Source organism: Spirillospora sp. NPDC048911 (assembly GCF_043198015.1).
In the GTDB taxonomy this organism is placed as follows: Bacteria; Actinomycetota; Actinomycetes; order Streptosporangiales; family Streptosporangiaceae; genus Spirillospora.
Genome location: NZ_JBICUD010000012.1, coordinates 141,115 through 164,450, shown reverse-complemented (window position 1 = coordinate 164,450; position 23,336 = coordinate 141,115). Strand labels below are relative to the sequence as shown.

General features: G+C 69.1%; 17 protein-coding genes and 1 pseudogene. 5 read left to right on the top strand and 13 right to left on the bottom strand.

The features are described from left to right. Positions 1 to 3 precede the first annotated feature (3 nt). The 4 genes from ACGFNU_RS41980 to ACGFNU_RS41965 are packed head-to-tail and all read right to left on the bottom strand — an operon-like array spanning position 4 to position 5,862. Positions 4 to 1,917, bottom strand: a complete 1,914-nt coding sequence (locus ACGFNU_RS41980; RefSeq protein ID WP_392602211.1) for an AAA family ATPase — start codon at positions 1,915 to 1,917, stop codon at positions 4 to 6. Next, the gene (locus ACGFNU_RS41975; protein WP_392602210.1) at positions 1,917 to 3,152 is read right to left on the bottom strand and encodes a response regulator receiver protein; all 1,236 of its coding nucleotides are present in this window, start codon (positions 3,150 to 3,152) and stop codon (positions 1,917 to 1,919) included. The genes ACGFNU_RS41980 and ACGFNU_RS41975 overlap by 1 nt, the downstream gene beginning before the upstream one ends. A gap of 57 nt (positions 3,153 to 3,209) precedes the next feature. After that, positions 3,210 to 5,525, bottom strand: coding sequence for a serine/threonine-protein kinase (locus tag ACGFNU_RS41970; protein ID WP_392602209.1), 2,316 nt, complete (start codon positions 5,523 to 5,525; stop codon positions 3,210 to 3,212). 46 nt (positions 5,526 to 5,571) lie between these two features. After that, on the bottom strand, positions 5,572 to 5,862 hold the full coding sequence (locus tag ACGFNU_RS41965) for a DUF4282 domain-containing protein (RefSeq protein WP_392602207.1): 291 nt from the start codon (positions 5,860 to 5,862) through the stop codon (positions 5,572 to 5,574). A gap of 486 nt (positions 5,863 to 6,348) precedes the next feature. Here ACGFNU_RS41965 and ACGFNU_RS41960 point away from each other — a divergent pair, with 486 nt between their 5' ends. The 3 genes from ACGFNU_RS41960 (at position 6,349) to ACGFNU_RS41950 (ending at position 9,207) form a co-directional block, all read left to right on the top strand. Next, on the top strand, positions 6,349 to 7,986 hold the full coding sequence (locus ACGFNU_RS41960) for a hypothetical protein (protein ID WP_392602205.1): 1,638 nt from the start codon (positions 6,349 to 6,351) through the stop codon (positions 7,984 to 7,986). A gap of 17 nt (positions 7,987 to 8,003) precedes the next feature. Continuing rightward, entirely contained in the window at positions 8,004 to 8,573 is a 570-nt protein-coding gene (locus tag ACGFNU_RS41955) for a hypothetical protein (protein ID WP_392602203.1), read from the top strand. A 64-nt stretch (positions 8,574 to 8,637) separates the two neighbouring features. Next, on the top strand, positions 8,638 to 9,207 hold the full coding sequence (locus ACGFNU_RS41950) for a hypothetical protein (protein WP_392602202.1): 570 nt from the start codon (positions 8,638 to 8,640) through the stop codon (positions 9,205 to 9,207). A gap of 39 nt (positions 9,208 to 9,246) precedes the next feature. Here the strand turns inward: ACGFNU_RS41950 and ACGFNU_RS41945 are convergent, their stop codons facing one another. The 5 genes from ACGFNU_RS41945 to ACGFNU_RS41925 form a co-directional block, all read right to left on the bottom strand. Next, positions 9,247 to 10,323 carry an NlpC/P60 family protein gene (locus ACGFNU_RS41945; RefSeq protein ID WP_392602201.1) on the bottom strand — a complete coding sequence of 359 codons (1,077 nt, stop codon included), beginning with the start codon at positions 10,321 to 10,323 and terminating at the stop codon, positions 9,247 to 9,249. Next, positions 10,320 to 10,967: a hypothetical protein gene (locus ACGFNU_RS41940; protein ID WP_392602200.1), complete on the bottom strand. Its 648-nt coding sequence runs from the start codon at positions 10,965 to 10,967 to the stop codon at positions 10,320 to 10,322. The genes ACGFNU_RS41945 and ACGFNU_RS41940 overlap by 4 nt, the downstream gene beginning before the upstream one ends. Beyond that, a complete protein-coding gene (locus tag ACGFNU_RS41935; RefSeq protein ID WP_392602199.1) occupies positions 10,967 to 13,465 on the bottom strand; it encodes a type IV secretion system protein in 2,499 nt (832 codons plus the stop codon). Before ACGFNU_RS41935 ends, ACGFNU_RS41940 begins: the two co-directional genes overlap by 1 nt. Beyond that, positions 13,462 to 15,966 (bottom strand): ATP-binding protein, encoded by a 2,505-nt coding sequence (locus ACGFNU_RS41930; protein ID WP_392602198.1) that lies wholly within the window; start codon positions 15,964 to 15,966, stop codon positions 13,462 to 13,464. Before ACGFNU_RS41930 ends, ACGFNU_RS41935 begins: the two co-directional genes overlap by 4 nt. Positions 15,967 to 16,033: 67 nt before the next feature. Next, positions 16,034 to 17,188: a MinD/ParA family protein gene (locus tag ACGFNU_RS41925; RefSeq protein WP_392602464.1), complete on the bottom strand. Its 1,155-nt coding sequence runs from the start codon at positions 17,186 to 17,188 to the stop codon at positions 16,034 to 16,036. A gap of 588 nt (positions 17,189 to 17,776) precedes the next feature. On the opposite strand from ACGFNU_RS41925, the gene ACGFNU_RS41920 reads away from it, so the two are divergent. Together ACGFNU_RS41920 and ACGFNU_RS41915 are read left to right on the top strand one after the other, a co-directional pair. Further along, a complete protein-coding gene (locus ACGFNU_RS41920) occupies positions 17,777 to 18,388 on the top strand; it encodes a hypothetical protein (RefSeq protein WP_392602463.1) in 612 nt (203 codons plus the stop codon). 748 nt (positions 18,389 to 19,136) lie between these two features. After that, entirely contained in the window at positions 19,137 to 19,430 is a 294-nt protein-coding gene (locus ACGFNU_RS41915; RefSeq protein WP_392602462.1) for a hypothetical protein, read from the top strand. Here ACGFNU_RS41915 and ACGFNU_RS41910 read toward each other — a convergent pair. From ACGFNU_RS41910 to ychF, 4 genes and pseudogenes are all read right to left on the bottom strand, one after another. Further along, positions 19,367 to 19,612 (bottom strand): annotated as a pseudogene (locus ACGFNU_RS41910) (conjugal transfer protein); the annotation flags it as partial. The gene ACGFNU_RS41915 and the pseudogene ACGFNU_RS41910 overlap by 64 nt on opposite strands. Before the next feature lie 94 nt (positions 19,613 to 19,706). Continuing rightward, a complete protein-coding gene (locus tag ACGFNU_RS41905; protein WP_392602197.1) occupies positions 19,707 to 19,988 on the bottom strand; it encodes a hypothetical protein in 282 nt (93 codons plus the stop codon). A gap of 77 nt (positions 19,989 to 20,065) precedes the next feature. Further along, entirely contained in the window at positions 20,066 to 21,073 is a 1,008-nt protein-coding gene (locus ACGFNU_RS41900; RefSeq protein WP_392602196.1) for a conjugal transfer protein, read from the bottom strand. 1,063 nt (positions 21,074 to 22,136) lie between these two features. Continuing rightward, positions 22,137 to 23,222 carry a redox-regulated ATPase YchF gene (gene ychF, locus ACGFNU_RS41895; protein ID WP_392602195.1) on the bottom strand — a complete coding sequence of 362 codons (1,086 nt, stop codon included), beginning with the start codon at positions 23,220 to 23,222 and terminating at the stop codon, positions 22,137 to 22,139. Positions 23,223 to 23,336: the final 114 nt, after the last annotated feature.

Here is a 23,336-nt window from a genome sequence, read left to right as displayed (position 1 = left end):
CGGTCACTGGATGTCCAGGCTGACGATGCTGCCCTCGCGGTGGATCCCGGAGACGGTGATCTTCTCGTCGGGGACCAGGTCGCGGTCGAACAGGGCGCGGGCCAGCGGGTTGACGAAGTAGGCCTCCAGGGCCATCCCGATGCCCCGGCCGCCCTTGTCGAGCTCGCTCGTGCACCACTCGCGCAGCGTGGTGAGCGCGTCGCCCTTGACTGCCAGGACGAGCCGGTGCTCCTCGGTGACCCGCCTGCAGATGTTGCCGAACTGCAGATCGAAGATCTTTTCGGCGGCGTCGGCCGAGATGAAGTTGAACACCACGATGTTGTCGCCGAACCGGTTGAGCAGCTCGGGCCGGTTGAGCACGTCGGTGAAGTGCTCGGCCACCGCGCCCTTGATCCGTCCCTCGACCTCGTCGTAGGTCATGCCGGGCGTGATGTTCTGCACCCGGGTGGGCGCCGGGTGCGCGGGGTCGGGACGGACCGTGATGTCGCGCGCCACCGTGTACATCCCGAGGTTCGAGGTGAAGATCAGGATCGACTCGGAGAAGTGCACGGTGTTGCCGCGGCCGTCGGTGAGGCGGCCGTCCTCGAGGATCTGCAAGAACTTGTCGAGGATCCGTGGATGGGCCTTCTCGATCTCGTCGAAGAGGATCACGCGGAACGGATCCTCGCGGACCGCGTTGGTGAGCTCGCCGCCCGCCTCGTGGCCGACATAGCCCGGCGGCGAGCCGATCAGCCGGTCGCCGGAGCCCTCCCCCGAGAACTCGCTCATGTCGAAGCGCAGGTAGGCCGACTCGTCCCCGAAGACCAGCTCGGTGATCGCCTTGGCCAGCTCGGTCTTGCCGGTGCCGGTCGGCCCGGCGAAGAACAGCACGCCGCGGGGGCGGCTCCCGGACCGGGTGGCCTGGGCGCCGGACAGGCCGAGCACCGCGCGCTTGAGGATGTCGAGCGTCTTGGTGACGGCCTGCCGCTGGCCGATCACCCGCTCGGGGACCCGTTTCTCCCCTTCGAGGACGCGGCGGCGCAGATGGCCGCGGCTCCATGGGTTGTCGAGCACGCCGAGCTTGTAAGTGCGTACGGCGTCCGGAAGATCACCCAAGGAGACGTTGCGTTCCTTGGCGAGCCTCGTCACCTCGATCATCGACTGGAGGGTGAGCCCGTCGGCCTGCTCGGCGAACGCGTCGCACGCCTCGGCCGCGGCCTGGTCGGCGCCCACGTCCGAGACCCCGAAGGCGCGCGCCAGCAGCCGGGCGGTCTCCTGCCGGTCGCCCAGGTGCGGACGCGGGATCGTGATCTCGCGGATGTTCTCGTTGTCGGCCGTCATCCAGGGCGGGAGGTCGCCGGGACGCTCGACCAGCCACAGGATCGGGTTGTAGAGGGGCTTGGGACGCGCGCCCACGACCCGCACGGGCCGGGCGGACCGCGACAGCTTCGTGCAGAAGCGGAAGAAGTCGCGCTCGGCCGGCTCAAGATCGGTGGGGGTCCGGGCGATGCGGGACGCGGAGTCGATCACGAACGCGGCGCGGACGTTCTCCTCCGGGCGCGCCACCGCCGCCAGATGCTTGGTCAGGCCCTCCAGCGACGGCTTCTCGTCGGCCTTGAGCTTGCCGAGCAGCTGCTCGGCTGCCTTGGCGGCCTCGTCGCCGATCTCGTCGTCGGTGTCGGGCAGGACCTGCAGCCCGTCCACCGGATCGTAAACGATCATGCAGGAGAAGCCGCTGGACCGCAGCGACTCCCACAGGAGGTCGCGCAGGGGCAGCAACCGGGCCGACCCGCCCGGCTCCAGCGGCGGCGCCAGGAAGCTGTCGTAGAGGTTGCCCGACAGCACGTACTGGGGGTGCACCGACAACGTCGCGTCCAGCTCGCGGATGAACGGCGGCCAGCCCGGCAGCCGGCCCCCGAGGGTCGGGGATTCAGTCATCACTCACTCCGCTCGCGTTCCCGACGGCGTTCTCGTTGTTCGGTCCGCGTCCTAGTCTGCCGTGCGTCCGCGGCGACAGGCAGTTCCTGGACGCCGGGGTCGAGCCGCCACGTCACGTTCGACCTGATCCCGGCCTCGGCCAGCCGCGCCCGCGCCGCCTCGAACGCCTCGCACCACTCCTGCTCCCGTTCGGCGTCCAGCCGCCGGTCGTCCTCGCTCTCCGCCGGGCGCTCGCGCCGCATCGCGGCCCGGATCAGCCGTCCCCCGGTATTACTGCCCTGCGTACCGAGATCACTACCCTGCGCGCCGCGGGACTCCTTGGAGACACCGCTCGCCTCGCCCGCGTCGTCGATCCGCATCTTGACGCTGTGATCGGGCCAGGAGCCCTTGGTGAGCACGACCGTGCCGTCCTTGGCGGTCAGCGTCTCGAAGCCCGCCTGCACCTCGTACCCCATCTCCTCGAAGGCCGAGGTGACCGAATCCAGCACGTACCGGCGCTCGGCCTCCGCCTGCTCGGCCGCCTCGCGCTCGGCGGCGCGGCGGCGCTCGGCGGCCCGGTGCTCCTCGGTGCGGCGGTTGGCGTCCCGGATGCGCAGGCGTACCTCGGTGAGGACGCCCTCCGCCTCGGCCTCGCTGGGCGCCCCCGCGATCAGCTGAGCCGCCTCGGCGACGGTACGCCGGTCGTCGTCGGTGGCGTCGGGGAGCAGCCTTGCGAGAACGCGTTCGAGTGTCTCTTGGATCTTCTGCGAGCTGAATCCGGCCGTATCCGCGCGTTCCGGCGTCGGCGAGGCGGAGACGTCGGTCGTGAGACCTTCGGCGGGAACGGCGAACAGCTGTGTGGTCACGTCGGCGGCGAGACGTTCGGAGATCCGGTGCTCGGCGGCGTCGAGGACGGTATCGGTGGCGGCGCACCAGGCGGCGAGCTCGTCCAGCGGTTGCTGCTCGTCCGGTGTCAGCGGCGCGGGCAGGTCGACGTCGGCCCCGACCCGGTCGCGCGTCTTGGCGAGCGCCGAGATACGCGCGTTGCGTTCGAGAACGGCGCGCAACGCCTGGTCGTACGCCTGGATCTCGGCCAGCGCCGCGGTGCGCGCCTCCGCCCTGCCCGCGGCGAGGGCGGCGAGCGCCTCGGCGCCCCGTCCCGCGAGACCGGCGCCGCGCCCCAGTACCCGGTTCATCCCCAGGCTGAGGACGACCGCCGCGTCCAGTGCGATGTCGGCCTCGACGCCGCTGCTCACGTGCCGCCTCCTAGGTCATACGTATTGGACGTATCGCGCAAACTCACCGGACGGGCGCTAGACGCCATCCCGAAGGGCCTTCCGTGTCTCCGCCTCGTGCGCCTGGCGCCAGCGGTGCAGCCGTATCCCGGCGGCGGCCGCGTGGGCGGCGGGCGCGGCGAGCAGCACCATCAGCCAGAGCAAGCTCGCGACGGGCGTCACCGCGGCAAGGAGAAGAAGGATGATCAGCAAGGGAACCGTGCCGGCCAGGAGCAGCAGTCCACAGCCTCGGCGCCCGGTCCGTTCCGCTGCGCCGGACAGCGTCTGCGAGGCCTTCGAGAGACCACGTCCCCCTACGCCGAGGAGCTTCGACATCCACGACCACGGTCCGTATCGGAGATAGTCACTTCCCTGCGCGCGCGCCAGCATGACCTCGCTGCCGCATTGCACAACCCAGGCGAGAAACGACAGTGCCGCCAAGGCAACAAACGGCACACCCGAGCTCTTCTGGAACCCGCCCACAGACTGCGTGCCGTTACCTTCATCGCCACCGAAGAAGGCACCGATGACCCAGCTGCCCACAAGCCAGAACGCGAGCAACGGCGACGACCACGCCACGGCACGAGCCACAGCGGCGCCGCGGCCCGCGAGCCGCGCGCGCTCCTTCTCGTCCCAGCGCGCCCGCAGCGCCCGCGCCTCCTGCTCGGCGGCATGCCGCCCCCGGGCGCGAGCCTCCGCGTCCACAGCGGCTTCAGGGGCCGCGCGCACGACCGCCAGCAGACGCAACGGATCGTCCCCCGCGCCCTCCACGAGCCAGGTGAACCACGGCACCGGCTCGGGCACCGCCGCACGCGCCCGTTCCGCCGCCTCGGCCAGCGAACGCCGCGTCTCGGCAGGCCGTGCGGCCAGGGCGAGCAGAGTCAGCAGAACAACCGGCGGGTCGTCGTCCCCAGCTTCAGGCAACCGGGAAGCCAGCCGCGGCGGGGTCGACTCGTGGTCGCGCAACCACCCTGCGAGGCGATTCCAAGAGCCAACATGCGACCGCCACTGCTCATCGACCCGCCCGAGATCTCGTCCCCCCTCAAACCCGGACAGAACCTGCAAAAGATGCTGATCCCAGAGCTCCCTCCCCAGCAGGCATGCCGCCCGGTGGTCAGGATGCGCCGAATCACTCGCCAGAGCCGCCAGCCCAGACAGATCCTCCGAAGTAACGCGCCGCCCCAGAAAGTGCGGCGGCAGCGCCGGATCGAGCCACCGCACCAGATGCAGGAGCTTCACATCCGGAGCGAGCTCCGTAGTCAGATAGCCGTCGATCAGCCCGATACGGCTGTCGTCGAACTCCGACAGCCACTCCCGGAGCGTCCGCCAGGCCTCGCCCGACTCGCCCCGTCCAAAGAAATAAAGCGCCGCGTAGTCCCACTTCTCCACAAGCGCACGCGCCAACTCTTCCCGCTCCACATACCGCCGCCCGTTGAACGGCAGCCCGACCCCGTCCGGCGGATGAGCCACCTCGACCGCGACTGCGGGCGCGCCCCCGTTCAACCACTCGGCGACCTCCCCATCGGCCCACCTTTGGCGCGGATCACGCGTGAGCAGCCCCTGGCACAACATCCGGAACCGCGGATCGGGCACGTCCGCGGACACCGCCCGCGTCGCCAGATGGTCCACGACCGCCGTCTCGCTCAACCCCAGGAACGGCGCCCGCCCGGTCAGCAGCTCCCGCACGATCATGCCCAGCGACCACCAGTCGCGGGCCGGCGACACCTGCCCGGACAACGACTCGGGCGCCGCGTAGGCCAGCGTCCGCGACGACGACGCGAACACCACGCTCTGGTCGAGCACCTTGCTCAACCCGAAGTCGGTGATCGCCACCCGCAACGGATCCGCTTCCAAAATCAGCACATTCTCCGGCTTGAGATCACGATGCACGATCCCCACCCGGTGCAACGCCGCGAGCCCCGCCGAGAGCTGGGCGACGATCGTGGTCACCGCCTCCGCCGGCAGCGGCCCCGCCATCAACCCCCGCAGATTCCCGTCCGGCGCGTAAGCGGTGACCTCGTAGTCGCGCCCGTCCGCGTGCCCGGTCTCCAGAATCCGCACGACATGAGGCGACTGAAGCCCCGGAAGCTTCGCCCACACCTCCCGGTCGGCGTCATAGCCGCGCCGGAAGACCTTGACGACGAACTCCGCCGGCCCGTCCCGCACCAGCAGCAAATCCGACTCGGCCCCCTGAACGGGCAGCTCCGCCACCAGCTCGAAGCGCTCCGCGAGCCCGGCCGGCAACCGCATGAGCGGCCCGCCAGGCCCCCCACCCGCATCCCGCCGGGTCACCCCCGGATCGCGCCGCGTCCCGCCAGGGTCCCGCCGTGTCTCCTGGAAGTCGGCCACCTGCATGCCCCGTCTATACGTCCGCGTAACCCCGCGAGCCTAACGCCGCCGTCTAGATCTTGTCCTTGATCACCCTGAGGTGCTCCACCCCCTTGAACCGCACCACCACCGCCTCCATCACGATGCGTACGAGCAGCGTCTCGAACAGCCACACCAGAGGCGAGGCCACGACCAGGATGACCCCCCAGGCCCAGAAGTCGTCCCAGCTCGCGACGTACAGCCCGAAGCCAAGAAAGATCAGGCACTGCATGCTGATCAGCAACAGCGCGATCACGTACCAGAGCTTGATCAGCTTCGGCGTCACCAGATGGTCGAAATCGGTATCGAAGAGCGCTCCGATCACGCCCTTGGACGCGGGAGCCGCTGCGGCCCCCCGCCCCTCCTCGCCCGGCACCCGAGGCTGCGGACCAGTACCCGGCCCCGGCCCATGCGGATGGGGCCCCGAAACGTGCCCCGGACGCTGCCCCTGGGCTGGCGGCCTTGACGGACCTGGCTGACCGTACGGCCCGGGGGGCGGGGGGTACTGCGGCTGTCCGGAGTCGGACGGGTTCGTCATCGTTGTCTCCTGGGGGGCTGAACCGGGGGCTTGCACAGCCGACCCTAGAACGATTCCCCTCCGCGATGGCATGACCCACGACCGAAGCCCTCCGCAGATATGGGCGGAACCGCCCATATCAGATTTATGACCCGGCCGGGTATTGCAATGCGACATCGCACAAGCAGGCGGCGTTGACGCTCTGAGTCTGGTGCGCTAACTCTGGCTGTACGGGCGGAAGGGACGCACAGAAATGGTCACCATGCGGCGCTGCCGGGAGCCGGTGGCGGGACGGTGAGCAGGGCGGAGCAGGCGGCGGCACAGCTGCAACGGGTCAAGCAACTGGCCGAAGACCACGGCCCCGCCCTGAGGCAGGCGTTCACCGTGCTCCTGGAAGGAGCTCTGATCGGCCCCGCCGGTCAACGACTCCTCACCGCCCTCGCAGAACATCACCGTGACGTGCGTTCGAACTTCTACGCCGCATTCGACGCGGTGAAAGACCTGGCGGCCGAGGCCGAAGGCGGTCCGCCACGTATCGGTGAGCCCTACATCTCCGGCCCGCCCCGCGGCGGCCTGCGGAGCGGCGACGTGCGAAGCGGGTCACCTGACGCCCTGCACCGCCTGGGCGTCGAACTCGATCGTGCAGGTCGCGCCTGGCAGGACGCGGGCCAGACGTTGGCCAACATCCTCGGCGGCCTGGGCCTCAGCACAGCCCCCGCCCAGAACATCGTCCGCGCCGGAGGCTGGGTCTCACAACAGAGACAGGACGTCGTCCGCCGTCGCGACGAACTCCTCAAGGCCGACCAGCAACAGCTTCTGCAGGCCGCCTACGGCACCGTGCGTGGTTTGAGCCAGGCGCTCGGTCAAGCCGACTCCAGCGCACTCGACAAAGCATGGAACGATTACGCCCACCGTTACCTGCCAGGCCTTTGGGAGGGCACCAAAGACCTCGGACTGGCTGGGCTGGCCAGCAACCCGTTCACCGCACCCGCCTATGCGATGGCCAATCCCCGCAGCTGGATGCAGCGCGGACCGATCGGCCAGTTCAAAGGTCTGATCCAAGGTGCCCAGCATCCCGTCTCCTTCGCCAAGGCAATGATCAACTGGGATCTCTGGAAGCGAGATCCGATCCGCGCCTACGGCCAGACCGTCCCATCTATCGTCATCGGCGCCCTCACGCTGGGCACCGGATCCGGCAGCGGCGCAGCCGGCCGTCTCTCCACAGCGCTCCGCCGCACCGGGAAGACCAAGCCTGAGACTCCGGCAACCGACACCGGCGGAGCAGTCCGCGCCTTGGATGAAGCGGCGGACCAGGCAGGAAAGACCGCCCCCCTAGGCAAGCAGAACACCCGAGCACCCTCACCTCCAGCCATCTCCAGACCGACCCCCGATCCCGGCCCTCCGGACATGAAGGTCGCTGGCAACAAGCCGAAAGTAGCCAACGGCGGCGCAGACGCGGGCGACCGTAAGGGCGAGAGGAATGGGGCGCCTCTGCCAGAAGCCTCCCCCAAGGAAGCGCCGCTCCAGTCGCCTCAGGAGCTCATGACGATCGCCCGCTCCGGTCTCAGTCTTCAAGAAATCTTCGATGACCTGGGCCCAGTGACCACCGGACGAGTGATCGGCGAAGTCGCCCGTCAGGATCGCGTGAAGCTCAAGGCAGGGGAAGGCCAGCGCGCTTACATGATGCGGCGTTTCGGGGAGCTCGACGTTCCGCGTGAGAAGCTGGCCGACGTCATGATGCATGCCTCTATGCAGGCCTGGGGTGAAGCCGGATGGTTCAAGCTTCCGAGCGGCGAGATCGCCGTCGTTCCCGGTAAGGATTTCGTCCCAGACACCTTCATCATCCGCGATGATGGCAGCATTTTCACGTGCAAGACCAAGCGGTGGTTTGATCCTGAAACCCACGAGTGGAGGCTCAGGTATCTCGACTGAGCCTGAGCCGGAGAGTCATGGCAGACAATAAGATCAGTGTGCTGGACTACGAGCTATACATCATCCAGACGATGAAGGACGCCCCCGAGGAATGCGTCGACGCCGCGCTCCAACGCGCGGGAGTAGACCGCGCCAGGATGGAGCGGTCCTACCACATCGTCGACCAGCAGAACTTCGCCGTACGTCCCGCCTATGAGGAGAAAAGCAGGATTCTCGGTCCCCCGGTGAGAGAGGGTGTTCGGGAGATCCATGGGCGAGAGGCTCCGATGCGTTCGTTCTTCCTTCCACTATGGGAGGACTTTCTACTCGATATCTACGCAACCCCGGACGGCAGGGTGTGGGACGAACGATTCTCCCGGGCACCGGGCCGCTCAGCGGCAAGGGCCTCCAAGCCCTCCGGGTTGAAGCCTTGGTCGTTCACAAAGGAGGAGGTCAAGTCGCAGTTCAGTGAGCTCGAGGACGATGAACTCTGGCCTCCTTATGAATCCGCCAGCCTTCGTTACAGAGGGCCGGACGGCAAGCACCACGTTTACGAAGTGATCTTTTCCTGGGGCCTCCTGCAGGACGTGAACCCGATCGAGCCGTGAGATGCCTCGCAGTGCTGATGAATTCCCTGAGCCCAGGAAGCCGCGCGTGGACGAAGGCGCTGCGATGATGCCCGAGAACGTCACCCACGTGTGGGTGCCGGTCGCGCCGACCGGTGCGGTGCCGGTCTTGCAGACCGACGCTCGGCGGATCGTTGTGGCGTTCACCTGCGAAGAGACCTTGCCGCCGGAATTCCCGCCCGGTTGCACCGAATGGCAGCACCTTCCCGTGGAGCAGTTGGCGCTCGTCTTTCCGGAGGACGTGGGCCTCTATCTGGAGCCAGGCGGACACATCATGGATCTCGATGCGGCCCGCGGACGCGCCACGGCTCTGGTGAACGCCGCCACTCAGTACCTCGACAAGCAGATCGATGCCGAAGAACTGGCGGACGTCTTCCGCCGGTCGGTCGTCTACTGCCAGGCGGGCGACGAACCCGGGTTCCTCGCGCAGGCCGAGACGGTCGCGGTGTTCAGCTCTTTGATCACTCTTACTCAGGCCATCGGAGACACTGCGTGGTTCTCCAGCACGGGACAGGACGTCCTCGACCAACTCGACGATGGCTACGAGTTGGTCCTCGACCCGTGGACGCCGCACGCCACGGAGATCCCACGAGTCGTCCGATCGACAGAACCGTAGAGCCAGCGTCACGGCTGACGGCGCGGGTCCGAATCTCTCTCAGCCTCCGGTGGGGCCTCCGGCCTGGGCTTGGAGCTCGGCCAGCTTCTTCTTGAGGTCGGGGCGTGCCAGCGGACGGGTCGTGCCGACCCAGTTGGCGCGTTTGTAGGGCTTGACGCCGATGTTGGGCACGCAGGTCGAGCAGCTGGCGACGATCATCTTGTTGGGGCCGATCACCATGCCGACGTGGCCTGGGCGGTCCGCCGACGTGCCCGGGCCTGAGTTGAAGAAGACCAGATCACCGGGTTGTTCGGTGCCCTTCTCCACGCGTACCCCGAACGGCCACTGGCCCCAGGTCGCCGGTGGGATCGTGATGCCGACCTGGCGGTAGGCGGCTTCGAGGAGGCTGGAGCAGTCCCAGGCGTCGGGGCCGTTGGCCCCGAAGACGTAGCGCTTGCCGCGTTGCGCCATGGCGAAGGCGATGATGCGCTGAACGACGCCCTGGACGTTGGCGGGCAGGTTGTTGTCCTGGCAGTCGACGCCGTTGGACTGGACGACCTTGAAGTCTCCGCCGCCGTACTTCTTGGCCCAGTCGAGGACGAGGTTCACGTAGTCCCAGGAGTGGTTGTACATGAAGATGGCAGTACGCATACGTTCTGGTGCGCCGTTGTGCTTCAGGTAGCGAGCGGCTGAGGGAATGGCGTCTTCGGGGTCGTAGCGGTTTTTCTTGTTGTCCTTGTTGCCGTCCACGGCGAAGGCCCTGAACGTGGCCTCAAGGAACTGCATTGGGCCGCCTGCACCAGCATAGTTTTCGCCACTGCTGACGCCGGGGAGTTTGGACGTGCCGTGGCTGGTCTCGACCTTGCCAATGCCGGCCAGGACGTTCCAGGGGATGCCGTAGTCCGTGCCTGCCTTCTTGTAAAGGGCCAGGTAGTTGGAGGGGATGGCACGGGCATCGCTCGCTGCGGCCGGTTGTGCACCTGCCTGCGAGACGTCCACGCAACCGCCACTGCCCGCGCCGCCTCCGCCATACATGAACTGGCTGGCGCCGAACAGCACGGGCAGGATCATCAGCGCGACGAACAACATCGAGACGGCGCCGATCGCCCCGACGAGGAGGGCGTTCCGGCGGTTCATCCGGTGTCACCCGCCTGCCCGGCGTCGGCGGGCTCGAAGGCATAGACCTTGAGGGAGCCGCCGTCCCGAGCCACGGTGACCGCGTACTGCTTGCTGTCGATGCTCTGCTTGCCGGACTTGGTGATCTGCTGCTTGCCGGTGACCAGGAAGATGATCGAGTTGTCTTCGATGTCGCGGACACGGTCGAGCGTCGCCGTGCCCTCCGCGACGGTCTGCTGGGCTCTGCGGTCGTCGAGAATGCCGGGGGCTGACGCGCCGCGTTCGATCTCACCGAGCAACTGCTCGGTGACCATGCTGGCAACCCTGGAGGAGAACACCTTCGGATCCTCATCGAAGCGATACGTGCCCTGTGCCGCGACGAAGCGCTGCGCGAGGTCTGCCGCCGTAGTGAATTCGCGCTGGGAGAACGGCAGGAGACGGTAGATGTCGAAGTTGCTCGGTGCGACCGCTCCGGAGATTCCCGGTGGCGGTGAGGCGGGTCCGGTCGGGCCGGAGGACGCCGTCGTCGTCGGGGTCGTACGCGGGGCCGCCGTGTCCGACGAGTCATGGTCGGGCGCGGCGATCGTCAGGTAGACGCCGACGACGGCCAGTGCCACCACGAGTCCCACGAAGAGGAGCTTGCGTTGGCGGTCCGTCAGGTTCATCACTCGTCCCGTTCCGACTCACGTTCGACCGGACGCAACCAGAACGGAATCGGCGGGCCGTTCTCGGCACCGCGCTTGCCCCACAGAGACGGAGGTTCCTGCTTGCCGCCCGCGCCGCCGGATCCACCGGCGCCGCTGGGTGCACTGGACCCGCCTGATCCGCTGGGTCCGTTGCCGGTGCGAGGCTTCGGGACTCCGGACGCCGGATCCGCCTTACCTCTGACCGGCGCGCCACTGGCAGAACCGCCGCCGTTCCGGCCACGGGCGGGGCTTCCTGACGATCCGGTGCCGCCGCCTGCTCGGCTACGGCCTCGGCCGGTACTCGAGGCTCCGCCGGACGAACGTCCGCCGCCTCTGAACCAGCCACCACCTGCCGCCGCGGCACCGCTTGAGCCAGTTCCGCCTGCTCCCGCGCCGCCGGGCGCGGTTCCGCCGGCAACTGCTCCGCCGGAGACACCGCCGCCGCTGCCGCCTGAGCTACTGCCTCCTCCGCTGGTCGGCCGTCCGGACCACGAGGTGGGGCGGCTGATTCCGATTCCGGAACCGGCCGACTTTCCATGGCCGCCGTTTCCCGCAGCCGAGCCATCGCCGCCCCGGGTAGTCGGCGCGCTTGATCCCGCTCGGCGGGAGTCACCCATCGCACCCGCTCGGGTCGGCAGGTTGAGCGGTGGAGCACCACGTCGCGAGCGGCCCTGTGCGGCGGCCGCACCGCTGCGCGGCTTGGCGGCGAGCACGGGAGCGGCGTCCGGTGAGGCGCCCTCTCCGGCTCCGGCGGCACCGATCGCGCTGCGCCGGTCGGTGACGGCTCCGGTCCCTGCCGCGGAGGCATCGGTGACGGCACCGGCCTCGGCCGCCGCGTCGCGCTTGCCCCAGCGGGCAAGGCGATATCCGGCGGCACCGGGGACGGCGGCCGTCGCGACCGCGGCGGTGCTCTTGCGGGCTTCGAATATCGACTTGTCGAGTTGCGCCTCGCCCTTCTCGCGCGCGCCCACCGCCGAATAGCCCACAGCAGAGAAGAGATGCTGGAACGGCTTGCGGTAGATGAACGCGGCGAACGTGACGAGTGCGATGAGCAGGATCTGCAGCCCCCACGGCAACGTCTCGCCGAGGATCAGCCCGTACGCCCACAACAACAACGACAGCACGCCGATGAGCGCCGCCTGTTTCAGCAACATCGACAGCAGTAGTTCGAGCCAGCGGATCGCGATCACCCGGCCGATGCCCGGATGGATGCCGATGCCCAGGAAGATCGGCCCGGCGACCAGCAACAGCAGGAACGCGATCTTCACCACGATGAGCGCGATCGCGATCACCATGATGAGCATGCCCGCGACGAGCGCGGCGAAGAGACCGCCGAATGCCACGGCCAGGCGGCTGGTCCAGTTCTTGCCCTGGAAGACCGGATAGACGCCGGCGTGGTTCTCCTTGATGTTCTTGGAGACTTCCTTGTACGCGTCGGCCTTCTTGCCGAGATCGACCTTCTGACCGCCGTGCGTCTCAGGGAGGTCGACCGCCTGCGCCCAGAGCAGCTTGTCGGCGTTGTCCTTGACCACCTTGGCGTTGGGATCGGTCGTACCGAACTCGCCCATCAGCCATGGCTTGCACACCAGCGCCACCCAGAGGCCGTTGGCGTTGCGGGTGGTGGCGTCGATCTTCGTCGACTTCAGCGGATCCGGCTGGCCCGCCTGCGGAGGAATGCAGGTGCCGCCCTTGGTGTCGCTCTGTGGCAAGGCCGCGTTGAACGCGGCACTGGTCGCTTCGGAGACCTTCGTGCCCAGCGTCGTGAAGTCTGCCGGGCGGGCGACCAGCCAGATCAGCGCCACCATGGCGGCGACCATCCAGATGACGCCTTCGGTGACCTTGCTGGCCCGTTTGCGGACCAAGCCCCACCAGGCGAGCCACATCGCGCCGAGGATGACCACCCACGACCAGTAGCGCGCGTTGAAGGTCTTGCCCATCCCGGTGATGACGCCGTCGACCGTGTCCTTCAGCCAGCTGAGCAGCGACTCCGACGCCGCCGCCTGGTAGACGCTGATGGTCGTCCGGTCGATCGATCTGACGAGGGTGAACGTGGTGTTGGCGAGGGCGTTGCCCATCATCGCCATGGCGTCCGAGCAGCCCATGTCGACCGCGTACCAGCTCTGGCCCGCGGTCCCGTACCGGTCGTAGTACGTGAGCTCCTGGACCGGAGTGGTCTTCAGCTTCTGGTTCGGATAGTCCGGCGGCTTGATCAGCCCGTCCGTACCCGACCCGTACTGCTCGGGCGCCGGATTGTCCGCCGGGCGGCAGGGGTCGCTGCCGAACGGGCCGGCGCCCGCCATCGGCGACAGGCCGACCACGAACAGCGCCATCACGATCGCGACCAGCACCGACCTGCGTCCGCCGAACCGGCGGCGCCGCCGTCCCTGACGGGACCCGAGATCCTTCAGCAGGGCCCGATCGAGGCCCTCCTCGGGCGAGCGCTGGATGCGTGCCTCCCGATGTCGGGGACGCCTCATCGATTGACCTCCTCGGCCTCGGCCCCCGCGGCTGTCAATTCGGACGAGCCCGGACGTGACCGGGTCGGGTTGGTATCGAGCCAGCGCTGTAGCTCGTCGGAGATCAGGTCGACGCCGATGCGCCCCGCTCGGCCGTCGAGATCACGGAAGATGCATTCGCCGTTGCCGAGGTTGCGCAGCACGGCCTTGTGCTCGTCGGACGACTCCACCCCCAGGAGAGACATCACGTTCCCGACCTCGACGCGTTCGGACGAACGGAAGGAGAACACCGATGACAGGCAGTTGGTCACCTGTTCATTCAAGAGGTCTCCGGCGTTCTGCGACACCAGGATCAACGCAGTGTTGCGAGAACGCCCCATCCTCGACACTTCTGGCACCAATTTGGCACCCTCCGGTGTCGATGTGATGGCCCAGGCCTCGTCCAGGAAGATGGCCTTCGGGAGGCGGCGGTCGAGGCCGTGCATGAGGCGGCGCGCGAACTGCGACACCAGGTACATGAGCGCCACCGACAGGCGCTGTTCGTAGGAGTAGTCCTCGCGGCCGATCGCGACGTCGGGCAGGGTCAGGCCGCCGAGGGTGAAGACGGTCGTCCATCCCGCCGTGTCGATGCGCTCGCCGCCGGACGGGTCGAAGCACAGCCTCGCGAGGCGCATCTCCGACATGGAGCGCAGGACGGCGCCGAGGTTCTTGGACGCGGGGTCGTCGGAACCTTCGAGGTAATCGACGACCTTGCCGAGCGACGGCCGGTCGGCGTTGGCCACGGCGCCGACCGCCTGGATCATCGCGGACTCGCGTTCCTCCGACATCCTCGGCAGGAGGAGCCGCAGCGTCTCGGTCGCCATGGTCTTCTTGGCGGCCAGGTCGTCGCCGAACGAGAACGGGTCCAGCAGGCCGGGCGCGGCCGAGCCCAGCGGCAGGATGCGGGCCTTCCGGCCGCGCGCCTTGAGCAGCTCCACGAGCGACTCGGCGTCGCCCTTGGGGTCGATGGCTGCGACGGTGACCCCGCGCAGCGCCATCTGGTAGAGCAGCAGCAGCGCCAGGGTCGTCTTGCCACCGCCCGGCTCGCCGGTGATCGCGACGGCCGTCGGGCGGTTGCGGGCGGCCGCGACGAGGGGGTCGAAGTGCACGATGGCGCGTGCCCGGCCCAGGGTCTCGCCGATGTACGGACCGATCCAGCCTTCGGAGTTCTCGTCGGGCCGGTCGCCGAGGTCGACCGTGGCGACCGGCATGCCGCCCGCGATCGTCCGCAGCGGCTGGCGCTGGGCGTAGGCGTTGAGCCGGATGCGGTCGCCCGGCAGCGACTCCAGGAACAGCGAGAACTGGTCGCCGGTCGAGTTGACCACGTCGATGCCGATGTCGCGGTAGTGCTCCACGACGGCGTCGACCCGTTGCGCGAGCAACTCGGCAGTGGGGGCCGACACGATCAGCCGGTGCCATCCGTACACGAACGGCAGGCGCTCCTTGGTGATGCCGTGTTCCAGCATGCGCGCGGCGTCGATCTGCTCGGCCAGCGCGATCGGCGCCTCGGCGCCCGCCTCCCGGATGTGCTGGTCCATGTCACGCGCGTGTGCCAGCTTGCGCGACACGTCCTTCGACGCCTTCGCCGGGGGGATCAGCTTCATGCGCGCGCTGATCTCTACTGGGAACGGCAGTGCGTCGGCGTAGTGCAGCCAGGGTTCGCCGTCCGGGAACGGCATCAGGTCCGGGAAGCGTGCGAACGACAGATACGCCACGTACGACTGGGCGATCGGGCCGCCGCCGTTGCCGCTGCTGTTGGGCTGCTCGACCTTCAGGTACGAACGGCCGTTGTGGATGGCCCCCTCGACGAGCGCCTCGATCTCGCCCTTGCCCCACGTACGGCGTGCCACGGCCGACGGCGGCGGATCGGCGAGCGACGCCGTCACCGCGTGCTGGAACAGCCAGGCGACCTCCGTGGACGCCGCGTGCCTCGCGTACAGGGCGGACCCGCCCAGCGCCCGGCCGACCCGTTCGGCCTGCTCGGTCCAGCGCGCGATCTCCTTCTTGTCGATCGAATCGTCCTGGATGCCCAGGGTCTGCTCGCTGCGCTTGTAGAAGCCGAGCAGCTGCGGCAGGACGCCGCCGGACAGCTGGGCGCCCATGCCACGCGGGCCGAGCCGTACGCCGAGGTAGACCTCCTTGGTCCAGAAGTCCTTCGCCCAGACGTGGGCGTACGTCTCCTCCAGGTAGTCGCGCCACCCGGAGCCGCCATCGGAGGTCTTGTCGAGCGCCAGCGCCCAGTCGGCCGCCGGGTACGTCCGGTGCGCGATCCGCAGGTGGACCTCCGCGTCCTGCATCCGGATACCGGCCAGCGCGATGGTGATGTTGGTCGCGAGCGCCTCGCGTTCCTCGCCCGTCGTGAACTCGTACGACACCGTCGGCAGCCGGAAGTACGCCCACGCGGCATGGTCGGTGAGCAGGACCCGGTCGTCGAAGTACCGCACGGCCAGCCGGCTGGACCGTGCCTTCGATGCTCTGCTCATCGCGTCGCTCCGCTCAGCGGCTCGCGGCCGGCCCTTCGCCGCGCGGCCGCGCGGCTGCTCGCGGGGCTCATCGGGTGGCCTCCTGCTCCTGCTCCTGAAGCTCCTGCAACTCCTGATACCGCTCGGGCATCACGTTGAATCCACCCGCGACGACTCCGGCGAGGGCGAGGTAGGCACGCCGCGTCGGCGCCCGCAGCGACTTGAGCTCGTTGCGGGGCGCGCGATCCATGCTGAGGTGATCGTCCCACGGGATGCGCACCAGCGCCCGGCAACGGCCGCGGGCGACGGCCTCGGCCTGCTCGACATCGTCCATGCTGCGCCGGCTCACCCCGTTGATCACGGTGACGGCCCGGGATCTGAGCTCGTCGTACCCGTGCCCGTCCAGCCACTCGAACGTCATCGACACCGCCCGCGGCGCGTCCGAACTCGCGGGCGCGACGAGAACGATCTGGTCGGCGTACGGCAGGACCCGCGCCACCACGGCCGCCGCCGCGTCGAGCAGCGTCACCGAGTAGAACCGGTCGATCGTGCGGATCGCCAGCGCGTAGTCGCGGTCGTCCAAAGCCTGCAGCGGATTGCGTCCCGCCGCTATCACGTCCAGCCCGGACTTGGCCTGCGAGGTGTAGCGGCGCATCGCGGTGAGGCTGTTGACCTGGTCGGCGCGTGTGATGAGCCCGGTCAGCGTCTCGTTGGTCTCGCTCCGCGTCCTGCGCGCGAGCGCGCCGGGCCCGGGGTTGACGTCGATCGCCACGACCGGCTCGCCGTTGTGCTGCGCGAACGTGTGGCCCAGCATCAACGAGGTCACCGTCTGCCCCGCGCCGCCCGTGCAACCGAGCACGACGATGTGCCGCGTCCCGTGGAACGGCTGCTGCAGCCGCGCCTCGTACTCCGCGTCGGCCTCACCGTGGCCGCCGCCGACGGCCTGGATGAGCCGCCGCAGACCGCCCGTGCTGACCTCGTGGTCGGGCCCCGGCGGCGTGATCGCGGGCTCGGACGGCGGCGCGGCCGGAGGCGGCGGCAACGGCCGCGGCCGCACCGGCGACGCCGGCCCGGAACGCACCTCGCGCGGCGGCGGAGTCTGCTCCGCCGGGATCTGTGGCTGCGCCGGCGGCTTGACCGGCGTCCCCTGCGGCGGCCGCCCCTCCGGGAGCCGCTGCGGCGGACCCTCGTCGCGCCGCGGGGACGGGACGGGCGGCCACACCAGCGCGTCCGACGCCTTCACCGGCTTGGACAGCCCCTTGGACCAGGGCTTGGGCGGCTCCCGCCGCGAAGCGGGCGTCTCACTTCCGGTCTCTTCCCCCGAACCAGCCTGCGGCTGCACTCCCTGCCCCCAACGAGGCTGCTGCCCCCACTGACGCTCCCGCTGAGCCCCCGACTCCGGCTCCTGTGGCTGTCGGTCCTGACCAGCCCGCGGCCCTGGCACATTCTCGCCCCGGCCAGGCATCGCCGTCTGTTCCGACTGCGGTGCTTGGCCAACCTGTGACCTGGCCCCGGCCTCCGCGTCCCGGTCGGCCTGCGGCGCCGGCACGTCCTCCGGCCGCCCGGCCTGATCCCGGCGAAGCTGCGGATCCTGCCCCCACCGCGACACCCGCGGCTCTTCCGCATCCTCAGCCGACTGCTCCGGACCAGCCGCCGCCTGCCGACGTGACGCCTGATCCCGGCCACCCCGCGGATCCTCACCCCACCGAGCCCTCTGCCCACCCGCGGCCTGGACCCCCTGACCCGACGCCGCGGCCTGCGGGCGCTGCCCGGGCTGCGACTCTGTCACACCCTGCTGCCCAGACTGCGGAGCCTGATCTGGCTCTGGCGCGTGGCCAACCGGCGCGTCCTGTACCTGCGGCTCAGACTCACCCTCGGCACCTTGAGCTGGCTCTGCCGCGTAACCGCGCTGCGGCGACTGACCGGCCTGCGGTTCTACCGCACGCTCCCGAAGCGGCTGCCGCGCCTGCTCAGGACCGACCCGCGCCCCAGACCCAGCCTGAGCGCCCTGACCCGACCGCGCCGCCTGGCCAGGCTGCGGAGTTTGTCCAGCCTGCGGATCCGTTGCGCGCTCGCGGATTGGCTGCCGCGCCTGCTCAGGACCAACCTGCGCCCCAGGCCCAGCCTGAACACTCTGACCCGACACCGCCGCCTGCGAGCGCTGCCCGGGCTGCAACTCTGGCACACCCTGCTGCCCAGACTGCGGAGCCTGATCTGGCTCCTGCGCGTGGCCAACCGGCGCGTCCTGCACCTGCGGCTCAGACTCACCCTCGGCGCCTTGAGCCGACTGCGCCGCGTGACCCCGCTGCGAAATCTGACTGGCCTGCGGGTCTGCCGCATGCTCCCGAAGTGGCTGCGACGCCTGGTCAGGCTGCGGCTTTGGCGCGTCCTGCTGGCTGCGCTGCGGAACCTGATCTGGCTCTTGGGTGCTCTGGGCCTTTGACGCATCCGCACCTTGAGGCTGCTGTCCGCGGTTCGGCCAGGGGACTGCGCCGGGCCATCCCCTGCTGCGCTGTGCATGTGTGCTTGGCGTTCCGGTTGCGGGGGATTCGCTGGCGGGTGCGTCGGGCTGCGCATGGTCGGCGGGGGTCTGGCCATCCGGCTCGGCGGGGCCTTCCTCATGGCCCTGTTTGGCGTCGCCCGTGCCGAAGGCGCCAGGGACCATGGGGATGTCGGGCCTGGTGGCGGCAGGCTGGGGGATGTCGGGACGGGTTGCGGACGCCTCGCCGGGCTGCGGCTCGGCGGGCTCGGCGATGGCCTTCCAGAACTCCGCTGCCGCGCCTGGTCGCCGTACACCCGAGGCGAGGGCGCGCTTGCCTGAGCCGACCGGCTCCGCCGCGGGCGGGACTTCGAGTTGAGGCGTCGCCGGGGGATGTTCGATGTCGGCGGTCTGCTGTGCCACGACCTGGACGTCGTCTTCGTGTGCGATCTCACGGGTCGTGCGGCGCCACGGCTTGGGGACCGGGGTGCGTTCGGGCGCCGGTCCTGCGACGCGCACGTCGTCCTCTGTGCCGAGCATGCCGACGGGCTCTGGGGCGGGAGCCGCCGCGGCGACCTGCTGAGGGTGGAGGACGGGGAGCACCGGCTGGGCCGGTGGGACGTGGTGGACGTTCGCCTGCTGCGCCGCCGCGTACTCGGCCAGCGACTGCGGAGCGTCGACCATGGCTGGGCCTGGCAGCAGGGAGGCCGCCGTGGGAACGGTGACCTCCTGGACGACCGGCTGGGCCTTCTGCGCCTTGCGGGCCTTGCGGCGCGACTTGACGGCGGCGCGTTCGGGCACGGCCACCGGGGCGGGGGCCTCGGGGCGCCGCCAGACGCGGGCGACGATGACGACCTCGCGCGGCTCCCGGATGGGCGTGAGCCGGCACCAGGTGCGCGGCTCCGCCACGTACCGCCCCTGCGAGATCATCAGCTCGGTCAGGCGTTTGCCCTCGATGACCGGACGGGTGGCCAGCCAGGTCAGGACGCCGGGCGGCACGATGTAGAGCACGTGCCAGGGGGTCTCGAACGGGATCCCGACGAACAAGAGCAGCAGGATCCAGGGCACGAACACACCGGCGAACACGCCGATCTGAACCAGCGGCAGAGGCATCGGAAGCCGCAGGTCGTACAGCTTGTAGAGCCTCTTTTCAATGCGCCATATGTTCGTGTACGTGGGTAGATCCACGCCCCTACTCCCCTAACTGTGCAAGCACAGCGTCGCCTGCCGCGGCCCCTGGCAGGGCCGTCCCGACCTCGGTGTCCGCCATCCGGGGGTCAGGTCACGCTTCCACCCCCAAGGCCTTGGCGATCGCCTTGGCCATGGTCTCGATGATGTTGGGCACGTAGAAGACCACCCCGATTCCGATCGCCAGAACGATGAATTGCACGAAGCGCGTTATCTCGCGGGTGAACAGAAAAAATATCGCCACAATGGACACGATCACCAAGAACAACGGACCGAAGAACTGCCGCAGAAAGTCGGCGAGGTCATCGGTTTTGAGTTCGTCGTTCGGTGCCGCCAAGACCTCATGCGGAATCGACGCCATGATGTGGTGCAGCATCGACCACTACCTTTCCAGGTCGGCGGGATGTGAGGGGAAGACCAGACCCCGGGGACGTCTCACGTCGCGGCCTCTCATCATGCGCCCTGCCCGGGCGTGCCGCGGATGTCTCTTACGAACCAGTTCGCGCCCTTCTTCACCATGTCGAGTTGATAGGCCTGCTCGAGCGCGCCGCCGTTGCCGCCGGCACTGCCGGGGATCTGCCACACCACCGTCGCCGTCACGGTACGTTCACCCGCCGCGCCCTTGGGCGCGACGACCTCTCTGACCTCGACGAACGTGACCGCGTTGGCGAGCCCCGACAGCGCCTTGCCGTCGGCGTAGCGTGCCAGCGCCGCCGGGTCACCGTTGGCGTAGGCCTGGAAGAACGGGCCCAGCACCGGCTGCAGCTCGGTCTCCAGCGCCTGGTCGCGGTCGCGCACACCGGCCTGCGGGAGGGTCGCCCGGGCGGGCGGCGGCAGCAGTGCGGGACGACCGGAGATCACCAGCGCGCCGTCCTTGGCGTAGACCGGGACCGCGAGCCGGAACCACTTGTCCTGGTTGCGGGCGAGGACGGTCACGGTCGCATTGTTGGCGTCCCGCGCGTCCACTCCGGCGACCTGCACCGACTGAACCTGTAGCGTTCCCACGCCGTTCCAGCCGAACTGGCCCTCCGCGTCGTCGGCGATGAACGCCCGCATTTGATTCTCACGCGCGGCCGCCGTCTTCTGGTCGTAGTTGAGGTAGACGGTCGCGAACTGCATCGCGAAGGCGCTCGCGCCACTGCTCGGGAACTGCGCGGCCTTGCCGGGCTTGGACGTCTCGGTGGATCCGGACTCGTTCGCGGTGAAGCGTTCGAACGGGGCCCTGATGCCGTTGACCAGGATGACGAGGATGACCGCCCACAGGATCGCGCGCCCGACCCAGACCCACCAGCGTCCGCCCGAGCCGCCCCAGCGACCGCCGCTCCGGCCGCCGCCCCCGCCGCGCCGCTGCTTTGGAGCGTCCCAAGGGTCGGCGGACGGATCGAGGCCGAGGCCGGCCGCAGGGGCCTCCTCGACAACAGCGGTCTCACGGCCGTGTCCCACGGCCGACCTGCGAGCCATCACGCCTCCGCTCGCGCCTCGCCCCCGGTCGGCGCGTCGTCCTCTTGTCCTGTCGTGTGCAGTACGGGTCATTCCGGACCCCACCACAGGCCCAGGGTAACCACGAGCGTCAATTGTTCCAGCGCATCGCGGCGAAGCACACCCCCGGCACGCGGTTGTGGATAATGCAATCCACCCCAGTCGGAACCGGAAAGATTGCCAAACGGTGACGATCCCCTGTCCATCGGGGCGAAAGACGCGTCGCACTCCTATCCACACAAGTGCTCCGCCACGGCAGTTGCTTCCCGACGAGATGTCCGGCTAGGACGACATCTCTTTCCCATCGAATCCGGCATTGTGTCGCTTTTGGGACAAACCACTCGACACGCCACGTACTCCACCCGCCACCCAGGGTGCAAAACCCTCAACTCGAACACCGTCCCACCAAAGCCCGAACGAGCCCACAGCTGCGGGCAAATCGCACCCGGCACGCGGGGGCCATGGGCCACCGCCTCGCACAGACGTCGCACGTCAGGGCCCACACGGCCGTCGTCCGCACGAGCACGGACGAGCACGGCAGCCAGCCGGAATCCGCCCCGGACGGGTCAGCTACGCATACGTGACACAGACGGCCGGGTACACGCCGACGTCAACGGCGCCCGCGCGAGACACACGGACGCTCGGCAGCGGACGGGCCGCCCGACGGCACGCGTCGACGGCGCATGAAAACGGTAAGCGGCGACGACCATGCAAGGCACGCAAACGTGGCGCACCAGCGACGCCCACAGACCGCCTGGCAACGCCCGGACGCCCGGCACCGCCCCATGGGGGACTACCGGGGCGCCATGGAGAACCCGGCAACGCCCCGTGGACCGCCGGGGTGCCTTGGACAGCCCGGCGACGCCACAGACCGCTGGGAAGGCCACGGATCAGCTGGCGACGCCAGAGACCCTTAGGCAACCCCACGGACCGCCTGGCAACTCCACAGAACCGCTGGCGAGATCTACGACCGCCAGCGACACCACGGAGGGCTTGGCGAGGCCCGCGAACGCCTGGAGCGGGCCAGGAGAGGGCGTGGGGAGCGTCAGACGTTGAAGCGGAACTCGACCACGTCGCCGTCCTGCATGACGTAGTCCTTACCTTCCATGCGGACCTTGCCTGCCGTGCGGGCGGCGGCCATGGACTTGGCTGCCATGAGGTCGTCGTAGGAGACGATCTCGGCCTTGATGAAGCCGCGCTGGAAGTCGGTGTGGATGACTCCGGCGGCCTCGGGGGCGGTGGCGCCCTTGCGGATCGTCCAGGCGCGGGACTCCTTGGGGCCGGCCGTCAGGTACGTCTGGAGGCCCAGGGTGTCGAAGCCGATGCGGACCAGCTGGGAGAGGCCCGACTCCTCCTGGCCGAGCCCCTGGAGGAGTTCGAGGGCCTCGTCGTCGGGGAGCTCGATGAGCTCGGACTCGATCTTGGCGTCCAGGAAGATCGCCTCGGCGGGGGCGACGATCTCGCGGAGCTTGGCGCGGAGCGACTCGTCGCCGAGCTCCTCCTCGTCCAGGTTGAAGACGTAGAGGAACGGCTTCGCGGTGAGGAGGTGCAGCTCGCGCAGGAGGTTCAGGTCGACCTTGTCGCCGGCGGCGAAGAGCGTGGTGCCCTCGTTCAGGATCTGCTGCGCGGTCTGGACCGCGTCGACGACGGCGAGCTGCTCCTTGTCCTTCTTGGTGCGGGCCTCCTTCTCGAGGCGCGGCAGGGCCTTCTCGATCGTCTGGAGGTCGGCGAGGATCAGCTCGGTGTTGATCGTCTCGATGTCGCGGGACGGGGCGACGTCGCCGTCGACGTGGGTCACGTCGGGGTCGTCGAACGCCCGGATGACCTGGCAGATCGCACTGGTCTCCCGGATGTTGGCCAGGAACTTGTTGCCCAGGCCCTGGCCCTCCGAGGCGCCCTTGACGATGCCGGCGATGTCGACGAACTCGATCGTCGCCGGGATGATCTTCGCGGAGCCGAAGACCCCGGCCAGTCCCGCCAGCCGCGGGTCGGGCACCCCGACCACGCCGACGTTGGGCTCGATGGTCGCGAACGGGTAGTTCGCGGCCAGCGCGTCGTTCTTGGTCAGCGCGTTGAACAGGGTGGACTTGCCGACGTTGGGCAGCCCAACGATTCCGATGGAGAGGCTCACGGCGGTCAAGTTTATGGGCCCGCCCGACCTCTCTCGGACGCGGCTCCGTGGACGGCGCCGGGGCCCGTTCCGGCGCGTCGCGCGGGCACTCCCCGCGTCCACTGTCACGATGAG

Excerpts from the sequence above, each read along its gene's own strand:
- ACGFNU_RS41980 (WP_392602211.1), bottom strand. The coding sequence starts at position 1,917 with ATGACTGAATCCCCGACCCTCGGGGGCCGGCTGCCGGGCTGGCCGCCG.
- ACGFNU_RS41970 (WP_392602209.1), bottom strand. The coding sequence starts at position 5,525 with ATGCAGGTGGCCGACTTCCAGGAGACACGGCGGGACCCTGGCGGGACG.
- ACGFNU_RS41955 (WP_392602203.1), top strand. The coding sequence starts at position 8,004 with ATGGCAGACAATAAGATCAGTGTGCTGGACTACGAGCTATACATCATC.
- ACGFNU_RS41950 (WP_392602202.1), top strand. The coding sequence starts at position 8,638 with ATGATGCCCGAGAACGTCACCCACGTGTGGGTGCCGGTCGCGCCGACC.
- ACGFNU_RS41945 (WP_392602201.1), bottom strand. The coding sequence starts at position 10,323 with ATGAACCGCCGGAACGCCCTCCTCGTCGGGGCGATCGGCGCCGTCTCG.
- ACGFNU_RS41940 (WP_392602200.1), bottom strand. The coding sequence starts at position 10,967 with ATGAACCTGACGGACCGCCAACGCAAGCTCCTCTTCGTGGGACTCGTG.
- ACGFNU_RS41935 (WP_392602199.1), bottom strand. The coding sequence starts at position 13,465 with ATGAGGCGTCCCCGACATCGGGAGGCACGCATCCAGCGCTCGCCCGAG.
- ACGFNU_RS41930 (WP_392602198.1), bottom strand. The coding sequence starts at position 15,966 with ATGAGCAGAGCATCGAAGGCACGGTCCAGCCGGCTGGCCGTGCGGTAC.
- ACGFNU_RS41905 (WP_392602197.1), bottom strand. The coding sequence starts at position 19,988 with ATGCTGCACCACATCATGGCGTCGATTCCGCATGAGGTCTTGGCGGCA.
- ACGFNU_RS41900 (WP_392602196.1), bottom strand. The coding sequence starts at position 21,073 with ATGGCTCGCAGGTCGGCCGTGGGACACGGCCGTGAGACCGCTGTTGTC.